Genomic DNA, 19,005 nt, shown 5'->3' on the forward strand with positions numbered 1-19,005 from the left:
CCGCCTGGTTGCCGGTTTGCGTGCAAGAGGCCGTCAACTCGGCCTTACCGCTCTTGGCCTGATCGGTCTCGTCGGAAGTGCCATGGCCGAGCCGCAGCTCGAGAAGACCGAGATCCGCTACCAGGGCTGGGCCGGCCAGGTCACATTCATCGAGCTCGCCGACGACCTCGGCTATCTGGCTCCGCTCAAGCTCAAATGGATCGGCAACACCATCAGCGGTCCGCAGGACATCCAGACCGTCGTCACCGGCGATATCGACATCGGCGGCGCTTTTTACGGTGCGATCATCAAGCTGATCGCCGCCAAGGCGCCGATCAAGGCGGTGGTCGGGTACTACGGTTCGGACGACAACACCTACAACGGCTACTATGTGAAGGAGGACAGCCCGATCAAATCCGCGCGGGATCTGATCGGCAAGAAGGTCGCCGTCAACACGCTGGGTGCGCATCTCGAATTCGTGCTGCGCGAATATCTGGCCCGCAACGGCCTGACGCCGGCGGAAGCAAAACAGGTGACGCTGGTCGCGATCCCACCGGTCACGGGCGAGCAGGCGTTGCGGCAGGGACAGGTTGAGGTCAGCACGCTCAACGGCGTGCTGCGCGACAAGGCGCTGGAACGCGGCGGCATCCGGAGGCTGTTTGCGGATACCGACATCTTCGGCAACTTCACTGGCGGCTCCTATGTGCTGCGGGACAAGTTCATCAAGGACAACCCGAACACTTCGCGCAAGCTGATCGAAGGCATCTCCCGTGCCATCGCCTGGGCGCAGACCACGCCGCCGGAAGAGGTTCGGGCCCGCTTTGAGCGCGTCATCGCCGAGCGCAAGCGCAACGAGGACGCAACGCCCATCAAATACTGGAAGAGCACGGGTGTCGCGACCAAGGGCGGCGTGATCGGCGATGCCGAACTCCAGGTCTGGGTCGACTGGCTGGTGAAGGATGGTCTCCTGAAGCAGGACCAGCTCAAACCGTCCGATCTCTACACCAACGCGTTCAACTACTTCCGCCCCGGCAAGACCGCGGAGGCCAAATGACCACGGCCAAGATCCGCTTTGAGCATGTGCGGAAGGAATTCCTGGTCCGCGGTAAGGATGGCGGGCCGACGGAGCGCTTTACCGCGCTGGAAGATATCGAGCTGGACGTTCGTGCCGGCGAATTCCTGGCGTTGGTCGGGCCGAGTGGATGCGGCAAGTCGACCCTGCTGGACCTGCTCGGCGGGCTGACGACGCCGAGCAGCGGGCGCATCCTCCTCGACGGCAAGCCCATCGAGGGGCCGGCGCGCGACCGCGGCATCGTGTTCCAGCAATATGCGCTGTTTCCCTGGCGCACGGCCGCGCAGAACGTCGAGTTCGGGCTCGACATTGCCGGCCTGAAAGCCAGGGAGCGGCGGGAGAGGGCACTGCATTACCTCGACTTGGTCGGACTGTCCGGCTTCGCCAACCGCTATCCGCACGAGCTCTCCGGCGGCATGAAGCAGCGCGTCGCGATCGCCCGCAGCCTTGCTTATGACCCCGAGGTTCTGCTGATGGACGAGCCGTTCGCGGCCCTCGATGCGCAGACGCGCGAGACACTGCAGGGCGAGTTGCTGCGAATCTGGCGCAGCACCGGAAAGACCATCCTGTTCATCACGCACGGCATCGACGAGGCCGTCGTCCTCGGCCAGCGCGTTGCCGTCATGACCTCGCGTCCTGGCCGTATCAAGCAGGTCGTCGATATCCCCGACGAGCTGCACAGCGAGACCGAAGACGTCCGCTCGCTGCCCCGGTTCGGGCAGGTCAGGCACGAGGTCTGGTCCTTGCTGCGCGACGAGGTGCTGAAGGCGCAAGGGTCGCAAGCGCAAGGATCGCAGGTGCGCGCTCCGGACGGCGAGCGCGGCGCAAAGGCGAAGGAGCTGGCCCATGTCTAATCTGGAGATCCTGACGCTGCTGGAGTTGGCCGAGGGGAGCCCGAAAGACCGCGCCAGGCAACGCGCCGGCGCGCTGGCCGCAGCCACGGGCGGCGTCGCGCGATGGTTCGGCGCCATCGGGCAGAGATCCCTGCTGCTGCTCTTGTTTCTCGCCCTCTGGGAGACGGCGCCGCGACTCGGCCTGATCGACCAGACGTTCCTGCCGCCGTTCTCCGAGGTGATCGCCGCGGGCTGGCAGCTCGCGCAGAGCGGAGAGCTCTATGACGACGTCGGCGCCAGCCTGCTACGCGCGCTCAGTGGCTTCCTGATCGCCATCGCCCTGTTCGTGCCGCTGGGTGTGCTGACGGGATGGTATGCCCGGCTCGGCGATCTCCTCAACCAGATCATCGAAATCGCGCGCAACACGGCACCGCTTGCGTTGCTGCCGGTCTTCATCCTGCTGCTGGGAATCGGTGAGCTCTCGAAGGTCTCGATGGTGATCTATAGCTGCGCCTGGCCGCTGCTGCTCAATACCATCGCGGCCGTCCGCCAGGTCGATCCGCTGCTGGTCAAGTCGGCACGGACGATGGGCGCGACGCCAAGCCAGCTGTTCCGGAAAGTGATCCTGCCGGCGTCGCTGCCGACGATCTTCGTCGGCATTCGGCTCGCGAGCGCATCCGCGATGCTGGTGCTGGTGGCCTCCGAAATGGTCGGCGCGAAATCCGGCCTCGGCTATCTCATCATCAACAGCCAGTACAGCTTTCTGATCCCGCAGATGTATTTCGGCATCCTCGGCATCACCGTGATTGGCCTTGTCTTCAACGCGATCCTCGAGGCGCTGGAACGCCGCCTGACGCGCTGGAAGGCGCCGGCTGTCTAGCTCTGCTTGTTGCGGGCCGTAGCCTGGGTGACCATGCTGTTCGGCGGCACGTCCTGGGTCACCCAGACGTTGCCGCCGATGGTCGAGCCCCGGCCGATCGTGACCCGGCCGAGAATGGTGGCGCCGGCATAGATTACGACATCGTCCTCGACGATCGGATGCCGCGCGTCGCCCTTGATCAGATGGCCGTCGTCATCGGTCGGAAAGTGCCGGGCGCCGAGCGTCACGGCCTGGTAGATTCGGACATTGTCACCGATGATGGCGGTCTCGCCGATGACGACGCCCGTGCCATGATCGATGAAGAAGCCGGAGCCGATGCTGGCGCCGGGATGAATGTCAATGCCGGTCCTTGTGTGCGCGATCTCCGCGACCAGGCGAGCAATCAGGCGCGCGCCGAACTGATGGAGAATGTGGGCGAGGCGATGATGGATGATCGCGGTCATGCCGGGATAGCCGATCAGAATCTCCGGAAAGTTCCTGGCGGCGGGGTCGCCAACGAAGGCGGCGCGGAGGTCGCTGATGATCAGCCCGCGGACATCGGCAAGCTGCGAGGCGAATCGGCGCGTCAGCTCGATCGCGTCCTGACGCTCGAAGCCGGGTACGAGCTCGTCCCCGATGAACAGCGCAGCGCGGTGAACCTGGTCGCAGAGGCCGTCGAGTGCGATGCTCAGGCGGTTGCCGACGAAATAGTCGATATTCTCGCCGTCGAGATCGAACTGGCCGTAGTGGCGGGGGAACAGTGCTTCAGTGAAGCCGTCCAAGATCGACTGGAGCGCCTCGCGCGACGGCGCGGCGGGCCTCGCCATCCCGGCGAATGCTGTGGGTCTCCTCGCGGGAGACACGGAGTGCCGCGACGAGTTGCTCGAGCTGCCAGCGCTTCTGGGCCGGGCTATCGGGGCCGCGATCGTCGGATGGTTTGCGTGATAATTCGTGCTTCATCCCATCTCATCTGACATGTGCCAGGGGAATGCTGATCTCGGCGAGAAGATCGAGGTCGAAATCGTGGTTGATCTCGATGTACTGGCCGTTCCAGTACACCAGCCCGGAGAGGTGGGGCGACAGCTCGAAGCTCAAGAGACTGCCGACGATGATTCCATGCGAATAGCGCTCGATGATCTCCTCGACCCGGCATTCGACGGTCGCCAGCGAGTTTCCAAGGAGTGGCACGCCCGAGGTTCCGGCAGACCAGGCAATGCCCTCGAAGCGCTGCGAGCCCTTGAGGCGGGCGTTGCTGAAGCGGTCTGCCAGATCCTGCTGGTCAGAGCCGAGGATGTTCACGCCGAACGTACCGAAGCGCTCGATCAATGCGAAGGATGACGCCTGGCGATTGACGCTGACCAACACACGCGGCGGGCTTGCGCTTAAGGAGGTGAGCGACGTGACCGTCATGCCCGTGATGTCGTCGTCACGCCCGGCAGTGATGATGCTGACGCCGCCGGCGAGGCGGCGCATGACCCCGCGGAACTGACGCTCGATCTCATTGCTGTCAGTGACAAGATGGATATCGGATCTTCCCATATCCGTTTCTCCCTGGGGCGGACCCTCGCGCGCCGGCATGGCTTAAAAGAAGCCCTTTGCCGGCAACGGCGTGCCATTGATCTCGTGCTCACCGATCGAACGCGCCTTGTAGGTGGTCGGATTGTGCGAGGAGAGCGTTCGCGCATTGCGCCAGTGACGGTCGAAATTGGTGACTTTCTTGGTCGCCGAGGCGCCGCCGACGTCGAACAGCAGGCTGCCGCCGCGGATCGCGAAATCATCGGCAATGATCTTGGCCTTGGCCGACAGCAGCGCGGCGGTGTGGGCCGCCTCCGTGGCGTTCGACGCGCCGGCGTCAAACGCGTCGGTCGCGACATCCAGCGCTTCGGCGGCGGCAAGCACGACCGTCTCGGCCGCAAAAGCGCCGCTGGCGATCTGGCCCACCGTCTGCTGCAGAAGCGGATCATCGGTCGGGATTTCGGTCGGGGCATAGTAGAACGTGCGCTTGCGCGAACGCACGAGCGCGGTGGCGTCCCGCAAGGTCGCGCGCGCAATCCCCGCGACGATCGCGGTCAGGAAGAGTTGGGCAAACGTGTTGGAATAGGGAACGCCGTAGCCGCCGTCGCGCGTGTCGAACACGACTTCCTGCCGCTTGATCCTGACGTTGCGGAAGTGGGTCGTTCCGGTGGCTGTGAGCCTCTGGCCGAGACCGTCCCAATCGTCGACCAGCTCGATGCCCTCGCGCTTGATCGGAACGATCGTCGCGCTGGTCGCTCCCGAAGGATCGGCCGCGCGGACCAGGACGAAATCGGAGTAGAGAGTGCCGGTGCTGTAGTATTTGGTGCCGTTCAGCAGGAAATCGCCGCTCCCGTCAGGCGTAAACGTCGTGCCGGGCGTCACATTGCCGACGCGCGGGCTTTCGAGCTCGGTCGTCGCAAGCCCAATGATCGCGCCCTCGGCGACGGCCTTCTGCCACTCGCGGCTCTGATCGTCCTTGGGGGTCCGCACCAGCCGCTCAACCACGCTGAAATGGTTGCGCAGGATATGGGCCACGTTCGCATCGGCCTCGCCGAGGCGGATGACGAAAGCGAAAAGATCGCGGATCGTGCTGCCGGCACCGCCAGCGGCGATGGGCAGCCGCAAGGCACCGAGGCGGCCGCGACGAATGAGGTCGATGACATCGAAGGGCAGCACACGGTCGCGCTCGCGCGCGCTCGCGCCATCGGCGATCTGGTTGAGCAGCGCCTCCAGTTCCGGCGAGCCTGTCTTGAGTGGCTCGGATGTCGTCAAGGACGGGGCAGAAACGGTCTTGTTCATGATTGGCCTGTTGGTCACGTTCTCAGAGCTGGGCGAGATGGTCGGTCACCTTGACCGGCTCGGGCAAAACCTTGCGGGCGACGAGCCAGTCGGCGGCCTTTTGCAGCTCGCTGATGAACCGTTCGTCGTTGACGGCGAAGTAGCGGTACTGGCGCTTGAGCGCGATGAACTGGTCGCGGACCTCGTCGCTGTACTTGCCGGCCTTTTGGGCGATGTACTCGGCGTCCTTGCCGTTCTCCGAGATCCACTTCCCTTCAGCACGGAACGCATCGTTCACGGCGCGCACCAGCGCGGGATTGTCGGTCGCGAATTTCCGGGTGGTGAGGTAGGACGTATAATCGATCTGGAAGTCGAGATCGCGGCCTTCCAGGAAAATGTCATGCGCCTTGTATTCGAGGCGAGCGATATCGACGCCGGGGCTCCACATCGACCAGGCATCGACCTTGCCGGAGGCGAGCGCCGGCGCCGCGTCGGGGGGATTGAGATAGACGAACTTGACCGCAGAGCGGTCGACCTTGTGCTTCTCGAGCGCGGCCACCAGCAGGAATTCGCCGAGCCCGGAGCGGTTGACCGCGACCGATTTGCCGACGAGGTCTTCCACCTTGTCGATGCCGGAACCGTCCTTGGCGATGATGGCTGTGGTGCGGGGCTCGTAGACTACGAACTGGGTGAACACCAAGGGTGAGCCGGCAATGATCGCCGCCAGTGCCGGCGTGGTGCTGCCGCCGAAGCTGAAATCGGCGCTGCCGCCGGTCACTGCCTGCAGGGTCGGCGCATGGTTCGGGAAAGGCCCGAGCCATTCGACCTTGATACCGTCCTTGGCCAGGACCTTTTCGAATTCACCACGTTCCTTGGCGATCAAATTGAGGCCGCTGAGTCCCCAGGTCAGGCGCACCGTGTCCGTGGTGCGGCCTGTCGCGGCCTCGGCAAAACCGCCGATGTTCAGGCCGGCGAGGGCACCGACGCCGAAGGCTGCAGTGCCGAGAAAGTTGCGCCGGGACGGCTTGGCGATGGGAGAGTCAGACATACGGGCCTTCCAGTGAATTAGTGGAGGATTGAGACTTCACGCCGAGCTCGCCAAGGAGTTCGCTGCGCGAGATGGGTGTCGATCCGTTACGAACGGCGCGGTGCTCGTAAGCGATGGCGCCGTCCCGCATCACCAGGATGCGGTCGGCCAGAGCGATGGCTTCGTCGACGTCGTGGGTGACGAGCAGAACGCCTGGTTGATGATTGGCGACCAACTCGCGGACGAGCTCATGCATGCGGATGCGGGTAAGTGCATCGAGTGCAGCAAAGGGCTCGTCGAGGAGCAGCAGTTCGGGCTGCTGGACCAGCGCGCGGGCAAGTGCGACGCGCTGGGCCTGTCCGCCGGAGAGGTTGCGGGGCCAGTCGTCGAGACGGTCGCCGAGGCCGACCTCGGTCAAGGCCTCGGCGGCGCGCTGGCGCGCGTTGGGCACCTGCAGGCCAAGCGAAACATTGCGCCAGAGGCTGTCCCAGGGCAAAAGCCGGTGCTCCTGGAACACCACGGCCGGCCGCCGCGGCGCCACGATACGACCGGCCTGAACGGAATCGAGACCTGCGAGCGCGCGCAGCAAGGTGGTCTTGCCACAACCGCTCTCGCCCAGCAGGGCAACGAACTCGCCCCGTTCGATGCGCAGGTTCAGCCGTTCGATGACGACGCGATTGCCATAGCTGCGCACGAGATTGCTGACGACGACAGCCGGTCCGGCCTCGAACGAGGCCGCCGACAAGGGAGCAACATGCGCGTTCATCGTGCCGCTCCGTAATTCGGATGCCAGGCGAGCATGCGCCGTTCAAGGAAGCGCGCGATGCCGTCCGCCGCGACGCCGATCAGCGCATAGATCACGATTGTGAGCACGATCACGTCGGTGCGCAGGAATTCACGCGCGTCCATGGCGAGGAAGCCGATGCCGGACTGTGCCCCAATGGTTTCAGCCACGACCAGCGCGAGCCACGCCGTCGCCAGCGCATAGCGGACCCCGGTCAGAATCGACGGCAACGCCCCGGGCAGGATAATCCGGCGGATCAGCTGAACGGAGCTCAGGCCCTGAACGCGGCCGAGCTCGAGCAGCTTGGGGTCCACCTGTCGAATGCCGAGCACGGTATTGATGTAGATCGGAAAGGTGACGCCAAGTGCGACAAGGAAGATCTTTTGCGTTTCGCCGACGCCGAGCCAGACGATGACAAGGGGCAGGACCGCCAGAAATGGAATGGCCCTGATCATCTGGACGCTGCGGTCGATCGCTGCCTCAGCGATCCTGGAGAATCCGACGAGAATGCCGAGCGTTGCGCCGACCGCCGTGCCGATCACGAATCCCGACGCCGCTCGTAGCAGACTGACGCCGAGATCGTTCAGCAGCGTTCCCGTGGTTGCGAGCTTGAATGCGGTTCGGATAACCTTGCTCGGAGCGGGAAGCACGTGTGGCGAGAGAAATCCTGTCTGCGCCAGCCACTCCCAGACGACGACCAGTACCACCGGCGCGAGCCACGACAGAAGCTGAAGGCCACGCGCGCCGAGCTTGCCTCTCGCCGAAGCCGGAGCGCGCATCTTCTCGTGGATTCGCGACGACGGTCCGCCCTCCGCGCCAATCGCAGTGCGGTCGATGTCGCTCAGTTCGATATTGCTCAAGACGCGAGACCTCGTTTCACGCACTGCATTCAATGCAAGCCGTGTGACGCCAGTGACTTGTTGTCCCGATAAAATGTCCCACGAAATCGGGTCGACAGAAATAGAGCGGTATTTCAATTGTCGTCCGCTCCGGAGTGATCCGCTGTCGTCGCGGCGCCGATGCGCGACAAAGAAAATCTTTTGCTGTCCGTCTGCTTGATCTTGCGCCGGGCATTGGCGAGAACGCGCGAGGTGAAGATATTCACGGGAGAGTACGATGACGACCGCACCGCTTCGCTTCGGCATCTGGGCGCTGGTCCATGGGCCGCGTGCGGCACATCAGGATCCGGAGGAGCCGTATGATGCCTCCTGGGAGCGCAATCGCGATCTGATTCTTGCGGCCGAGGAACTCGGCTACGACTCGACATTAATCGCGCAGCACACGATCAATCCGCACCAGGAGGATCTCGACCAGCTCGAAGCGTGGAGCGCGGCGGCAGCGGTTGCGGCGCTGACCAAGCGGATCGAGATCATCGCGGCGATCAAGCCGTACCTCTATCATCCTGTCGTGCTGGCCAAGCTGGCGCTCGGGATCGAGAACATCAGCCGCGGTCGCTTTGCGATCAATCTGGTCAATGCCTGGAACCGGCCCGAGCTGGAGAAGGCCGGGATTGGCTTTCCCGAGCACGATGCGCGCTATGCCTATGGCAAGGAGTGGATCTCCGTCGTGTCCCGCCTGATGGAGGGGGAGCGTCTCGATTTCAGCGGCGATCACTTCAACGTCTCCGACTACGCGCTGCGCCCGACGAGCCTCTATCGCAAGCGCCCCCTCATCTATGTCGGCGGCGAATCCGAGCCGGCGCGCGATCTGGTCGCGGGCCATGGCGACGTCTGGTTCATCAACGGCCAGCCGCTCGACGACGTCGCCGGCTTGATTGCGGATGTCGCGGCCCGCCCGCGCGGTTCGGCGCCGCCATTGCGCTTCGGCCTATCCGCCTTTGTCGTCGCGCGGGAGACCCGGGAAGAGGCGCAGGCCGCTCATGAGCGGCTGCTTAGCCTTGCCGCAAAGGATGCGCCGATGAAGGCGATCCAGAAGCAGAATACGGACCCGAAGGTTGTGATGATGCAGACCATGCAGAAGACGCCGCGGGTCGGCAGCAATGGCGGCACCGCCGCCGGGCTGGTCGGCAGCTACGACGAGGTCGCGGCGCGCATCGAGGCGTTCCATACGGCGGGCATCGAACTCTTCATGCTGCAATTCCAACCTTTCGAAGCCGAGATGAGGCGCTTCGCGGAAGAGATCATCCCCCGCGTTCGGGCGAGACAGTCGGACGGGCCGTCCGGGAGGATCGCCCGGTCTCTGGCGTAACTCAGGCCGAAGCGACTTCCGGCGCTCGCTTAGCAAAGCGGCTCGGCGGTCGCGGCAGACCAAAATGGTCACGCAATGTCGTGCCGGTGTAGTTGGTCCGGAACAGGCCGCGCTTCTGCAGGATCGGTACGACGGTGTCGACGAAGGTCTCCAGCCCCGTCGGCAGAACATCCGGCATCAGGTTGAATCCGTCCGCGGCGCCAGCCTTGAACCAGGCCTCGATATCGTCTGCGATCTGTTCTGGCGTGCCGACGATGATGCGATGACCGACGCCGCCGCCGAGGGCGCGGATCAATTGGCGGACGGTGAGGTTGTCGCGGCGGGCGATGTTCACGGTGCCCTGGAACATGGTGTGGTTGGCGTTGGCGGGAAGCGGCAACGGATCGGGAAGCGGCTTGTCGAGCTCGAGCAGCGAAGGGTCGATCTGTAGCGTGCCGGCAAGACGCGCCAGGCTGTATTCGATCGGGACCAGCTCCCAGAGTTCATCCTGCCGCCGCTTCGCTTCGGCCTCGGTGCCGCCGATGACCGTGGCCAATCCGGGCAGTGTGACGATGGAATCGCCGGAACGCCCGTAAGCCGCCGCACGCGTGCGCAGATCGCGCGCATAGGCAACACCTTCCTCGATCGACTGCGCCAGCGTGAACACGGCTTCAGCGTAGGCCGCTGCGAAGTCGCGGCCGTCGCTTGAGCCGCCCGCCTGCACCGTGACTGGCCGCCCCTGCGGCGAGCGCGGCACGTTCAGCGGCCCCGCCACCGAATAATACGGGCCACGATGCGCGATCGGATGCACTTTCGACGTATCGACGAACCGCGCGCTCGCCTTGTCGCCGACGAAGGCGTCGTCCTCCCAGCTGTCGAACAGCGCGTGGACGATTTCCGTGAATTCCTTGGCGCGCTCGTAGCGGGCCTTGTGCTCCACTGCACCCGTGAGGCCGAAATTGCGGCTTGAAGCGGCATCTGCGGTGGTGACCGCGTTCCATCCCGAACGGCCGCCACTGGCATGGTCTAGCGTCACGAAGCGGCGCGCGATGTTGTAGGGCTCGTTGTAGGTCGTGGACACGGTGCCGATCAGGCCGACGTGCGTTGTCGCGGCTGCAACCGTCGCCAGAATGATGGTCGGCTCCAGCGAGGTGAACGACCGGTAGTCGATGCGATCGTTCACGGCCGGGGAATCCGCGAGAAAGATCGCGTCGAGCTTGCCGCGCTCCGCTATCTGCGCCACGCGCACGTAATGGCCGAGATCGAAGAAGGCGCGCGGATCGCTGTCCGGCAGGCGCCAGGCCGACGGATAGACGCCGGAGTGAAGCAGGTTGACGTTCAGGTGCAGTTGACGTGGCGGCATTTGAATTCCAGAGGTCAGCGCGTTGTCCGATCATGGTACGCAGCAAGGCGAGCAACCTGATCAGGAACCCTTCGGCGACCAGATCTTGATGACCGTGGTGTCGATCTTCACGGGGATCAGGCCTTCGGCGTGGAATGCATCGGCAATGCGCTGCTGCTCGGACAGGCCCGGACCGGTGACCGCGCCCACTTGATAGGAGCGGTGGCTGTTGGCTTCCTCGACGGTTGCCGCGTCGATACCCCAGAGCCCGGCGAGCAATGTGGCAGCTTCCTTCGGCTGCGCCTTCACCCATTTTCCGGTCGCGGAGAGCTTCGCAAAGATCACGTTGAGCACCTCGGCATGCTTGTTCGCATAAGCGGCGGAGGCGAGGTAATAGCGCTTGTAGCTCGCAAGGCCATTGCTACCATCGGACAGGATCTTGCCTTTGGTCTGGTGCAGGGCGCTGGTCAGGAACGGATCCCACGCGACCCATGCATCCACATTGTTGCTGACGAAGGCCGCGCGGCCGTCCGCCGGCGTCAGATAAGCGGGTGTAATGTCCTTGAAGCTGAGCCCGGATTTCGCCAGTGCTGCGAGCAGCAGATAGTGGCTGCCCGCGCCCTTGGTCACGGCCACCTTCTTGCCTTTGAGTTCAGCGACGGTCTTGATGGCCGAAGATTCCGGAATCACGATCGCCTGTGCCGCCGGCGAGGCGGCTTCCTCCGCGATATAGGCGAGCTTGGCGCCGGCCGCCTGCGCGAAGATCGGCACCGTGTCGGCGACGTCGGCGCCGAAATCGATGCTCCCGATATTGATGGCCTCCAGCAACGGCAAGCCGCTGGTGAATTCGTGCCATGAGACCGTGATGCCGAGTGGCTTCAACGCCTTCTCGAGCTCACCGTTCGTTTTCAGGATCGCCGTCAGCGTCGAGGACTTTTGATAGCCGATGCGGATCTCCTCGGACATCGCAGGCCGAACGGCCGCCATGACAAAGAGGCCGAGCGTGGCCGCGGCGAGGATCCGCAGGCGGGACGTGAGATGAGACATGAAGAATTGTCCTGAAGCTGAGCCGCTTTCGGCGGCGCGTTGTCACAGCAGCAAGTCCGCAATGTGCCTGTAAACGAGCTCGCCTTGCAATTTCAAGGTATGGTTCGGCAGGGAACGAACATTCTCCGGCGGGTTTCAATGCGAGAACGGGATTTCCCCTGCGGTAAAGCGCACCGGCAAGCAGCGCTATTCGGCGGCGTCGGAATGAAACGAACTCTTTGACGGCAACCGCCGAAAACCCGCGCCGGGATGCGTCGTGTGCAGCCGCGGGCCACGTCCCGGAAACAGCTTTTCGCGCAGCGTGCCCTCGCGGTAGGCGGTCTTGTAGACGCCGCGCGATTGCAGCTCCGGCACCACGAGATCGACGAAGGCATTCAGCGATTCCGGAGCGACCAGGCGGAACAGGTTGAAGCCGTCGACGTCGGTCTCGTCAGCCCAGGCGATCAGCTCGTCGGCGACGTCCTGCGGCGAGCCGACCACGAAGGGCGACCGCGCGCCGGCACGGCTCAATCGGGCGAGATCGCCGACATTGACCGGCCGGTCGCTGCGTATTGTGAAATTCTCGACCATCGACTGGATGGCGTTGCTCTCGACATATTCGATCGGCTGGTCAGGCCGATAGGTCGAGAAGTCGATGCCGGTCCAGCCCGACAACAAGGCGAGCTGGCCGGTCTGGTCGACATGCCGCGCATAGTCCTCGAGCAGATCGTTCGCCTCGGCCCGTGTCGGCGCCACGATCACGGTCGCGCCGGCGAACAGGCGGATGTCGTAGGGATCGCGACCAAAGGCCTTGGCGGCCTCCCGTATCTCGCGGACGGCGCGGGCCAGGATCGGCTTGGTCTGGCCGTTGAGAAAGATCGCTTCCGAATGCTGGGCAGCGAAGGCACGGCCGCGTTTCGAGGTGCCAGCCTGATACAGTAGCGGCGTCCGCTGCGGCGAGGGCTCGGCCAGATGGATGCCGTCGACCTTGAAATAGGGACCGTCATGCACCACCCGATGAAGCTTTGCAGGATCGGTAAAGATGCCGCTGCCGCGATCGCGGCGGACGGCGTCGTCCTCCCAGCTTCCCTCCCATAGCTTGTAGGCCGCGGTGAGAAAGTCCTCGGCCGCATCATAACGATCGTCATGCGCGCGGCCGGCCGGAAGGCCCATGCCGCGTGCACCGCTGTCGAGGTAGCCGGTGACGATGTTCCAGCCGATTCTGCCCTTGGTGAGATGGTCGAGTGTCGAGAACGTGCGTGCGAGCTGGTAGGGATGCTCGAAAGTCAGGTTCGACGTGATGCCGAAGCCGAGATGCTCCGTGACGAGCGCCATGGCGGACACAAGTAGCGTCGGGTCCGCGTTGGGAAGCTGGACCGCATGCCGCGCGGCAGCCTCGGCATTTCCGCCATAGACGTCGTACACGCCGAACACGTCCGCGAGAAAAATGCCGTCGAGCAATCCGCGCTCCGCAGTCCTGGCGTAGCCGGTCCAATAGTCGAGCGTGTTGTAGTCGATCGAGGCATCACGCGGATGCGACCACAGGCCCGCCCAATTGTGGCTGGGCGCGGTCATGTTGAAGGCGTTGAAGCGCAGGTCGCGCGGTCGCGTCATGGTCTGATCCGATCGTCAATTGCGAAGCACGTCCACCCCGCTCGGCATTTTCTAACATTTTTGCATGGGCGAGTTTGTTTCCAATTCGGCGAACGCGCGGAAACAAACGCGTTGCGAGGCCACGATGATGCAGTACGCGCATCGCTATTTTCCTGAAGCGCTCGACAGCCGCAGAATCCGACCGCATCATTTTCGCCGACAAGCACCGCTTGCCGCGCAAGGTGCGCGCTCTCGAGACAGACAAGGGAATTGCAGATGGCGTTGGAGACCCGGAACTTCGAGACGCTCGCGTTGCATGGTGGTTCGTATCGTACCGACCCCGCTACGGGTGCGGTGGCGGTTCCGATCTATCAGACCACGTCGTTCCAGTTCGAAAACACCGACCACGCCTCGCGCCTGTTCGCGCTCGAACAACTCGGGCCGATCTACACCCGCATCGGCAATCCGACCCAGCAGGCATTTGAGGACAGGCTTGCTGCACTCGAAGGTGGCGCCGCCGCCCTCGCGGTTGCCTCCGGACAGACGGCGTCGGCATTCGCGATCTTCAATATCGCGCAGGCCGGCGACAATATCGTGTCGTCGACGGACCTTTATGGCGGCACGTGGACGCTGCTCTCGCAAACCCTGAAGCAGTTCGGCATCGAGGTCCGTTTCGTCGATCCCGTCGATCCCGAAAATTTCCGCCGTGCCACCGACGCGAAGACGCGAGCCTATTTCGGCGAGACACTGCCGAATCCCAAGCTCAATGTATTCCCCATCAAGGAAGTTGCCGACATCGGCCGCTCGCTTGGCGTGCCGCTGATCCTCGACAACACGGCTTCGCCGCTGATCGCGCGGCCGTTCGAGCATGGCGCTGCGGTGGTGGTCTATTCGACCACGAAGTATATCGGCGGCCATGGCACTGCGATCGGCGGCGCCATCGTCGACGGCGGCAATTTCGACTGGGCCGCACATGCGGATCGCTTCCCGCTGCTGAACAAGCCCGATGAGGCCTATCACGGTGCGATCTGGACCGAGGCCGCGAAGCCGCTCGGCCCGATTGCCTACATTCTGCGCGCCCGCGTCAAGCTGCTGCGCGACCTTGGCGCATCGATCGCGCCGCAGAATGCCTTCCAGTTCATCCAGGGCCTCGAGACCCTGCCGCTGCGCATCCGCCAGCACAACGAGAATGCGGGGAAGGTCGCGAATTTCCTCGCCAAGCATCCGTCGGTGTCGAACGTGATCTTCCCCGGCCTGCAGACCGGAGAGAACCGGCGCAGGGCGGATGCCTATCTGAAGGGCGGCTTCGGCGGGCTTGTCGGCTTCGAGCTGAAAGGTGGCGTCGAAGCCGGCCGTCGCTTCATCGATGCGCTGAAACTATTCTATCACGTCGCCAATATCGGCGACGCCCGCTCGCTCGCCATTCATCCGGCATCGACGACGCATCAGCAGCTCACTCCGGCCGAGCAGCTCGCAGCCGGCGTGACCCCCGGCTACGTCCGCCTGTCGGTCGGCATCGAGCATCCCGACGACATCCTGGCTGACCTCGGCCAGGCGCTGGCGCAGGCCGATGCCGGTGCGCGCAAGGCCGCGTGAGACCTTTCACCTGAATTGAAACGGGAATTTGAGACAATGAAGATCCTTCGTCGTACCGCCCAGGCTGCCGGTATCTGGCTTGCATTCATGGCAGCCGCCTTCGCGGGCGAACCGCTGAAGATCGCGACCAGCGCCGGCCCCGTTGGGCATTTGGCGTCTTTTGCCGCCAAGCTCGCCAAGGAGAAAGGGCAGCACGTCAAGATCGTCGAGCTGTCGGATTGGGTGGCGCTGAACGAGGTCGTGAACAGCGGCGAGGTCGATGCCAATCTGTTCCAGCATGCGACTTACCTCGCGCTTCAGAACAAGCAGCGCGGCTTCAATCTGGTGCAGGCCGACAAGGTCGGCGTGATCGCGCCGGTCGGTCTGTTCTCGAAGAAGATCAAGAAGCTCGACGAGATCAAGTCGGGCGACAGCGTCGCCATCCCGAACGAGCCGCTCAACGGTGCGCGCGGGCTGATTCTGCTGGAGCGGGCCGGGCTGATCAAGCTGACGCCGGGCAAGGGCTTTTCGGTCAGCAAGTTCGACATCACCGAAAACCCGAAGAACCTCAAGATCGTCGAGCTCGACCCCGCGCAGACCTATCGTTCGCTCGACGACGTGACGCTGGCGCTCGTCAACATCACCTATCTCATCCCGGCCGGCGGCGACCCGAAGTCTGCACTGATCATCGATCGCACCGTCGACGAAGGTCTTGTGCTGCGCTTCACAGCCCGCCCCGACAAGAAGGACGATCCGCGCCTGAAGGCGTTCATCCAGGTGTTCAACTCGCCCGAGGTGAAGCAGTTCATCGAGGAGAAGCTACCGGCATTCATCCCGGCGGGCTTCAGCAGCTAGGATAGCGCGCTGCACAAGGGCATCACGCCATGATCTATGTCGTCGACGTCAACCGGATGAGCTTTGCCTTCGTGGCTGGAAGCGAGAGGCATGCTGCGGAGATCGCGGGTTCGCCGGGTTTTGTGCAGGCGCTGGACCGGTTTTTCCTCAACCAGCGAGGTGCGATGGCGTCGAGCCATCGTCCGCGTGCCGCGACGGTTCAGGAACTTGCTCTCTTCCACGACATGTCTTCCGAATTCGCGGAGGCCACGGCGGACGTCCTGGTCGCCCGCGTCGGCTAGGCGTCGAAACAAATGATCGCTCAAGAAGGAGATCGCAGACTATGAGACGCCACTTGCTTCTCGTGATGGCCGCCCTTACCCTGTTCGCCGCACCGGCCTCCGCGGATCAGAAGATCAAGGTCGGGATATCGGGCGGCGATGCCGAAATCGTCTGGGCCAAGGTCAAGGAGATCGCCGCCAAGGACGGCCTCGACGTTCAAGTCGTCGTCTTCAACGACTACCTGCTGCCCAATGCCGCGCTGGATGTTGGCGATCTCGATGCGAATGCCTTCCAGCACAAGCCCTTCCTGGACAACCAGATCAACGCGAGGGGATACAAGATCGTCGCGGTTGGCGAGACCATCGTGGCCCCGATCGGCCTCTATTCCAGGAAGGCGAGATCGGTCGCCGAGATCAAGGACGGCGCTTCGGTCGGAATCCCGAACGACCCGTCGAACGGCGGCCGCGCCTTGCGGCTGCTTCAGGCCGAGAAGCTGATCGAGCTCAAGGATGGGGTCGGGATTCTGCCGACCGCGCTCGACGTGACCGGAAATCCCAAAAAGCTCAGGATTCGCGAAATCGATGCCGCCCAGCTGCCGCGCAGCCTCGACGATGTCGATGCCGCGGTCATCAACACGAACTATGCCGTCCCGGCCGGCCTCATCCCGGGCAAGGATTCCATCGCGATCGAGTCCCCCGTCAACAATCCCTACAACAACTTCATCGCCGTTCGCGAGAAGGACAAGGATGCGCCCTGGGTCGCGAAGCTGGTGCGCGCCTATCAGAACGACACGATCCGCCAGATCATCAAGGACAAGCTGCCGGGCCAGATCCCCGCGTTCTGAACAATCTCAATCCGGAGACCAGCGATGACGAATCCATCCAGCTGTGCCGAAAGGCTGTCGAGTTCAGCAGGATCGGTCGTGTTCGACGCCGATGTGCTGGTGCTCGGTGGCGGTCCCGCGGGCACATGGGCCGCGATCAGCGCCGCGGAGCACGGCGCACGCGTCGTGCTCGCTGACAAGGGCTTTTGCGGCACATCCGGTGCGACGGCGGCGGCCGGCACCGGCGTGTGGTATGTCGACCCCGCGCCCGAACGGCGCGAAGCCGCGATGGCCAGCCGCGAGAAGCTTGGTGGTCATCTCCAGGATCGCCGCTGGATGGCGCGGGTGCTGGACCGGACCTACGCCCAGAGCAATCAGCTTGCCGATTGGGGCTATCCTTATCCTGTCGACGAGGACGGCAAGCCGCAGCGGAATTCGTTGCAGGGGCCGGAATACATGCGGCTGATGCGCAAGCGGACGAAGCAGGCCGGCGTGACGATCCTGGATCACTCTCCGGCGCTTGAGCTGCTCGTGGACGGCAGCGGCGTCGTTGCGGGTGCAACCGGTCTGCGACGGCAGAAGGGCGATCGTTGGACGGTCAATGCGAAGGCGGTGGTGATTGCCACCGGCGGATGCGCCTTCCTCAGCAAGACGCTCGGGTCGAACGTGCTGACCGGCGACGGCTATCTGCTGGCCGCCGAAGCCGGTGCGGAGTTCACCAGCATGGAATTCTCCAACGCCTATGCGATCTCGCCGGCCTTCGGATCGGTGACCAAGACGCTGTTCTACAGCTGGGCGAGCTTCACCGATGAGCAAGGCAGCGTCATTCCGGGAGCTTCGTCGAAAGGCGGCCGCTCGGTGATTGCGCGGGCGCTGCGCAAGGGCCCGGTCTACGCCCAGCTCGACGAGGCGGATGCCGAGACGCAGAAGCACATGCGGGTATCGCAGCCGAATTTCTTCCTCCCGTTCGACAGGACTGGAATCGATCCCTTCACACAGCGCTTTCCCATCACGCTTCGCCTCGAGGGCACGGTTCGGGGCACGGGGGGCTTGCGGATTGTCGATGACAGTTGCGCGACGACGGTTCCTGGCCTCTATGCGGCAGGCGATGCTGCTACGCGCGAACTGATCTGCGGGGGCTTCACCGGCGGCGGCAGCCACAATGCCGCCTGGGCGATGTCGTCGGGGTATTGGGCCGGGCAGGGCGCCGCGGGATTCGCGCGCCAACTGGGCGTCACAGCCGGGCGTCAGGTGATCCGACGGGGCACTGTGGGTTTGCGCTCCCGCAGCGGGCGACCCTTGCAAGGCGACGCGCTCGCCCAAAGCGTTCAGGGCGAGGTGTTTCCCTATGAGCTGAATTACTTCCGCGAGGCCGGACGACTCGGCGAGTCGCTCCGTCGGCTGGATGCATTGTGGTCCGATGCGTCGGTTGCCGATGCGCCGGACGAGCAGGGGCTGCTGCGCGCGCGCGAAGCCGCCGCCATGCTCGCGACCGCGCGCTGGATGTATCGCAGTGCGCTCGCGCGTCAGGAAAGCCGGGGAATGCATCGCCGCGACGACTATCCCGAGCAGGACGACCGCTATCGCCACTATGTGTCGACCGGAGGGCTCGACGACGTCTGGACCTCGGCGCGGCCGCTGCCTTCCCCCCACTACGCTGAGGCTGCCGAATGATCGAAGTCATCGATACGGAGCGGTGCACGGCTTGCGATATCTGCTTCAACGTGTGCCCGACAAACGTCTTTGATAAGACGGACCGCATTCCCCGGATTGCGCGTCAGAGCGATTGCCAGACCTGCTTCCTGTGCGAACTCTACTGCCCTGAGGACGCGCTGTTCGTCTCTCCGTTCGCCGACACCCCGCAACAGCTCGACGTCGCCGCGTTGAAGGAGGCTGCAGTGCTGGGCAGCTATCGGCGTGCGGTGGGGTGGACCGATGAGAGTCGGCACTTGCGCGATGCCGACCGGAGCTACCGGCTGTTCGGCCATTGAAGGAT

18 protein-coding genes and 1 pseudogene are annotated in these 19,005 nt (G+C 64.0%); 10 read left to right on the forward strand and 9 right to left on the reverse strand.

What is annotated here, in order from left to right; genetic code table 11:
• Nucleotides 1-82: 82 nt before the first annotated feature.
• Genes NLM25_RS18180 through NLM25_RS18190 form a run of 3 tightly spaced genes read left to right on the forward strand, consistent with a single transcriptional unit; the run spans nt 83 to nt 2,764 of the window.
• A complete protein-coding gene (locus tag NLM25_RS18180) occupies nt 83-1,033 on the forward strand; it encodes an ABC transporter substrate-binding protein (RefSeq protein ID WP_254137899.1) in 951 nt (316 codons plus the stop codon).
• A complete protein-coding gene (locus NLM25_RS18185) occupies nt 1,030-1,905 on the forward strand; it encodes an ABC transporter ATP-binding protein (protein WP_254118260.1) in 876 nt (291 codons plus the stop codon). Before NLM25_RS18180 ends, NLM25_RS18185 begins: the two co-directional genes overlap by 4 nt.
• Entirely contained in the window at nt 1,898-2,764 is an 867-nt protein-coding gene (locus NLM25_RS18190) for an ABC transporter permease (RefSeq protein WP_254118261.1), read from the forward strand. Before NLM25_RS18185 ends, NLM25_RS18190 begins: the two co-directional genes overlap by 8 nt.
• Here the strand turns inward: NLM25_RS18190 and epsC are convergent.
• From epsC to NLM25_RS18220, 6 genes and pseudogenes are all read right to left on the reverse strand, one after another.
• Nucleotides 2,761-3,703, reverse strand: a pseudogene (gene epsC, locus NLM25_RS18195) (serine O-acetyltransferase EpsC). The gene NLM25_RS18190 and the pseudogene epsC sit on opposite strands and share 4 nt — an antisense overlap.
• Before the next feature lie 6 nt (nt 3,704-3,709).
• Nucleotides 3,710-4,282, reverse strand: coding sequence for a flavin reductase family protein (locus NLM25_RS18200; protein ID WP_254124269.1), 573 nt, complete (start codon nt 4,280-4,282; stop codon nt 3,710-3,712).
• 42 nt (nt 4,283-4,324) lie between these two features.
• Complete coding sequence (locus NLM25_RS18205; protein WP_254118264.1) at nt 4,325-5,557, reverse strand: acyl-CoA dehydrogenase; 1,233 nt, start codon at nt 5,555-5,557, stop codon at nt 4,325-4,327.
• A 22-nt stretch (nt 5,558-5,579) separates the two neighbouring features.
• Nucleotides 5,580-6,584, reverse strand: coding sequence for an NrtA/SsuA/CpmA family ABC transporter substrate-binding protein (locus NLM25_RS18210; RefSeq protein ID WP_254118266.1), 1,005 nt, complete (start codon nt 6,582-6,584; stop codon nt 5,580-5,582).
• Nucleotides 6,577-7,329: an ABC transporter ATP-binding protein gene (locus NLM25_RS18215; protein ID WP_254118268.1), complete on the reverse strand. Its 753-nt coding sequence runs from the start codon at nt 7,327-7,329 to the stop codon at nt 6,577-6,579. Before NLM25_RS18215 ends, NLM25_RS18210 begins: the two co-directional genes overlap by 8 nt.
• Entirely contained in the window at nt 7,326-8,126 is an 801-nt protein-coding gene (locus NLM25_RS18220) for an ABC transporter permease subunit (protein ID WP_254124270.1), read from the reverse strand. Before NLM25_RS18220 ends, NLM25_RS18215 begins: the two co-directional genes overlap by 4 nt.
• A 337-nt stretch (nt 8,127-8,463) precedes the next feature.
• Between NLM25_RS18220 and NLM25_RS18225 the strand changes: the two genes are divergently transcribed.
• Nucleotides 8,464-9,555: an LLM class flavin-dependent oxidoreductase gene (locus NLM25_RS18225; protein WP_254118269.1), complete on the forward strand. Its 1,092-nt coding sequence runs from the start codon at nt 8,464-8,466 to the stop codon at nt 9,553-9,555.
• Nucleotide 9,556: 1 nt separating this feature from the next.
• Here the strand turns inward: NLM25_RS18225 and NLM25_RS18230 are convergent, their stop codons facing one another.
• From NLM25_RS18230 to NLM25_RS18240, 3 genes are all read right to left on the reverse strand, one after another.
• Complete coding sequence (locus tag NLM25_RS18230; protein WP_254137900.1) at nt 9,557-10,897, reverse strand: LLM class flavin-dependent oxidoreductase; 1,341 nt, start codon at nt 10,895-10,897, stop codon at nt 9,557-9,559.
• 60 nt (nt 10,898-10,957) lie between these two features.
• Nucleotides 10,958-11,923, reverse strand: a complete 966-nt coding sequence (locus NLM25_RS18235; RefSeq protein WP_254118272.1) for an aliphatic sulfonate ABC transporter substrate-binding protein — start codon at nt 11,921-11,923, stop codon at nt 10,958-10,960.
• 186 nt (nt 11,924-12,109) lie between these two features.
• Entirely contained in the window at nt 12,110-13,516 is a 1,407-nt protein-coding gene (locus NLM25_RS18240; RefSeq protein ID WP_254118273.1) for an LLM class flavin-dependent oxidoreductase, read from the reverse strand.
• A gap of 255 nt (nt 13,517-13,771) precedes the next feature.
• On the opposite strand from NLM25_RS18240, the gene NLM25_RS18245 reads away from it, so the two are divergent.
• From NLM25_RS18245 to NLM25_RS18270, 6 genes are read left to right on the forward strand one after another with little or no spacing between them, the layout of a single operon-like run.
• Complete coding sequence (locus NLM25_RS18245; RefSeq protein WP_254118274.1) at nt 13,772-15,091, forward strand: O-acetylhomoserine aminocarboxypropyltransferase/cysteine synthase family protein; 1,320 nt, start codon at nt 13,772-13,774, stop codon at nt 15,089-15,091.
• 36 nt (nt 15,092-15,127) lie between these two features.
• Nucleotides 15,128-15,925 carry a MetQ/NlpA family ABC transporter substrate-binding protein gene (locus NLM25_RS18250; RefSeq protein WP_254118276.1) on the forward strand — a complete coding sequence of 266 codons (798 nt, stop codon included), beginning with the start codon at nt 15,128-15,130 and terminating at the stop codon, nt 15,923-15,925.
• Nucleotides 15,926-15,954: 29 nt separating this feature from the next.
• Nucleotides 15,955-16,206, forward strand: a complete 252-nt coding sequence (locus NLM25_RS18255) for a hypothetical protein (RefSeq protein ID WP_254118277.1) — start codon at nt 15,955-15,957, stop codon at nt 16,204-16,206.
• Between the two features lie 41 nt (nt 16,207-16,247).
• Nucleotides 16,248-17,030, forward strand: a complete 783-nt coding sequence (locus NLM25_RS18260) for a MetQ/NlpA family ABC transporter substrate-binding protein (protein ID WP_254137901.1) — start codon at nt 16,248-16,250, stop codon at nt 17,028-17,030.
• A gap of 24 nt (nt 17,031-17,054) precedes the next feature.
• Nucleotides 17,055-18,683, forward strand: a complete 1,629-nt coding sequence (locus NLM25_RS18265; RefSeq protein WP_254118280.1) for an FAD-dependent oxidoreductase — start codon at nt 17,055-17,057, stop codon at nt 18,681-18,683.
• On the forward strand, nt 18,680-19,000 hold the full coding sequence (locus tag NLM25_RS18270) for a ferredoxin family protein (protein WP_254137902.1): 321 nt from the start codon (nt 18,680-18,682) through the stop codon (nt 18,998-19,000). Before NLM25_RS18265 ends, NLM25_RS18270 begins: the two co-directional genes overlap by 4 nt.
• Nucleotides 19,001-19,005 lie beyond the last annotated feature (5 nt).

It is taken from the genome of Bradyrhizobium sp. CCGB01 (genome assembly GCF_024199795.1).
Classification (GTDB): Bacteria; Pseudomonadota; Alphaproteobacteria; order Rhizobiales; family Xanthobacteraceae; genus Bradyrhizobium.

Bases quoted from the DNA above. Each gene is read 5' to 3' on its own strand.
- NLM25_RS18220 (WP_254124270.1), bottom strand. From the start codon at position 8,126: ATGCGCGCTCCGGCTTCGGCGAGAGGCAAGCTCGGCGCGCGTGGCCTT.
- NLM25_RS18190 (WP_254118261.1), top strand. From the start codon at position 1,898: ATGTCTAATCTGGAGATCCTGACGCTGCTGGAGTTGGCCGAGGGGAGC.
- NLM25_RS18230 (WP_254137900.1), bottom strand. From the start codon at position 10,897: ATGCCGCCACGTCAACTGCACCTGAACGTCAACCTGCTTCACTCCGGC.
- NLM25_RS18200 (WP_254124269.1), bottom strand. From the start codon at position 4,282: ATGGGAAGATCCGATATCCATCTTGTCACTGACAGCAATGAGATCGAG.
- NLM25_RS18245 (WP_254118274.1), top strand. From the start codon at position 13,772: ATGGCGTTGGAGACCCGGAACTTCGAGACGCTCGCGTTGCATGGTGGT.
- NLM25_RS18255 (WP_254118277.1), top strand. From the start codon at position 15,955: ATGATCTATGTCGTCGACGTCAACCGGATGAGCTTTGCCTTCGTGGCT.
- NLM25_RS18210 (WP_254118266.1), bottom strand. From the start codon at position 6,584: ATGTCTGACTCTCCCATCGCCAAGCCGTCCCGGCGCAACTTTCTCGGC.
- NLM25_RS18265 (WP_254118280.1), top strand. From the start codon at position 17,055: ATGACGAATCCATCCAGCTGTGCCGAAAGGCTGTCGAGTTCAGCAGGA.
- NLM25_RS18250 (WP_254118276.1), top strand. From the start codon at position 15,128: ATGAAGATCCTTCGTCGTACCGCCCAGGCTGCCGGTATCTGGCTTGCA.
- NLM25_RS18205 (WP_254118264.1), bottom strand. From the start codon at position 5,557: ATGAACAAGACCGTTTCTGCCCCGTCCTTGACGACATCCGAGCCACTC.
- NLM25_RS18185 (WP_254118260.1), top strand. From the start codon at position 1,030: ATGACCACGGCCAAGATCCGCTTTGAGCATGTGCGGAAGGAATTCCTG.
- NLM25_RS18180 (WP_254137899.1), top strand. From the start codon at position 83: ATGGCCGAGCCGCAGCTCGAGAAGACCGAGATCCGCTACCAGGGCTGG.
- NLM25_RS18225 (WP_254118269.1), top strand. From the start codon at position 8,464: ATGACGACCGCACCGCTTCGCTTCGGCATCTGGGCGCTGGTCCATGGG.
- NLM25_RS18270 (WP_254137902.1), top strand. From the start codon at position 18,680: ATGATCGAAGTCATCGATACGGAGCGGTGCACGGCTTGCGATATCTGC.
- NLM25_RS18240 (WP_254118273.1), bottom strand. From the start codon at position 13,516: ATGACGCGACCGCGCGACCTGCGCTTCAACGCCTTCAACATGACCGCG.
- NLM25_RS18235 (WP_254118272.1), bottom strand. From the start codon at position 11,923: ATGTCTCATCTCACGTCCCGCCTGCGGATCCTCGCCGCGGCCACGCTC.
- NLM25_RS18215 (WP_254118268.1), bottom strand. From the start codon at position 7,329: ATGAACGCGCATGTTGCTCCCTTGTCGGCGGCCTCGTTCGAGGCCGGA.
- NLM25_RS18260 (WP_254137901.1), top strand. From the start codon at position 16,248: ATGAGACGCCACTTGCTTCTCGTGATGGCCGCCCTTACCCTGTTCGCC.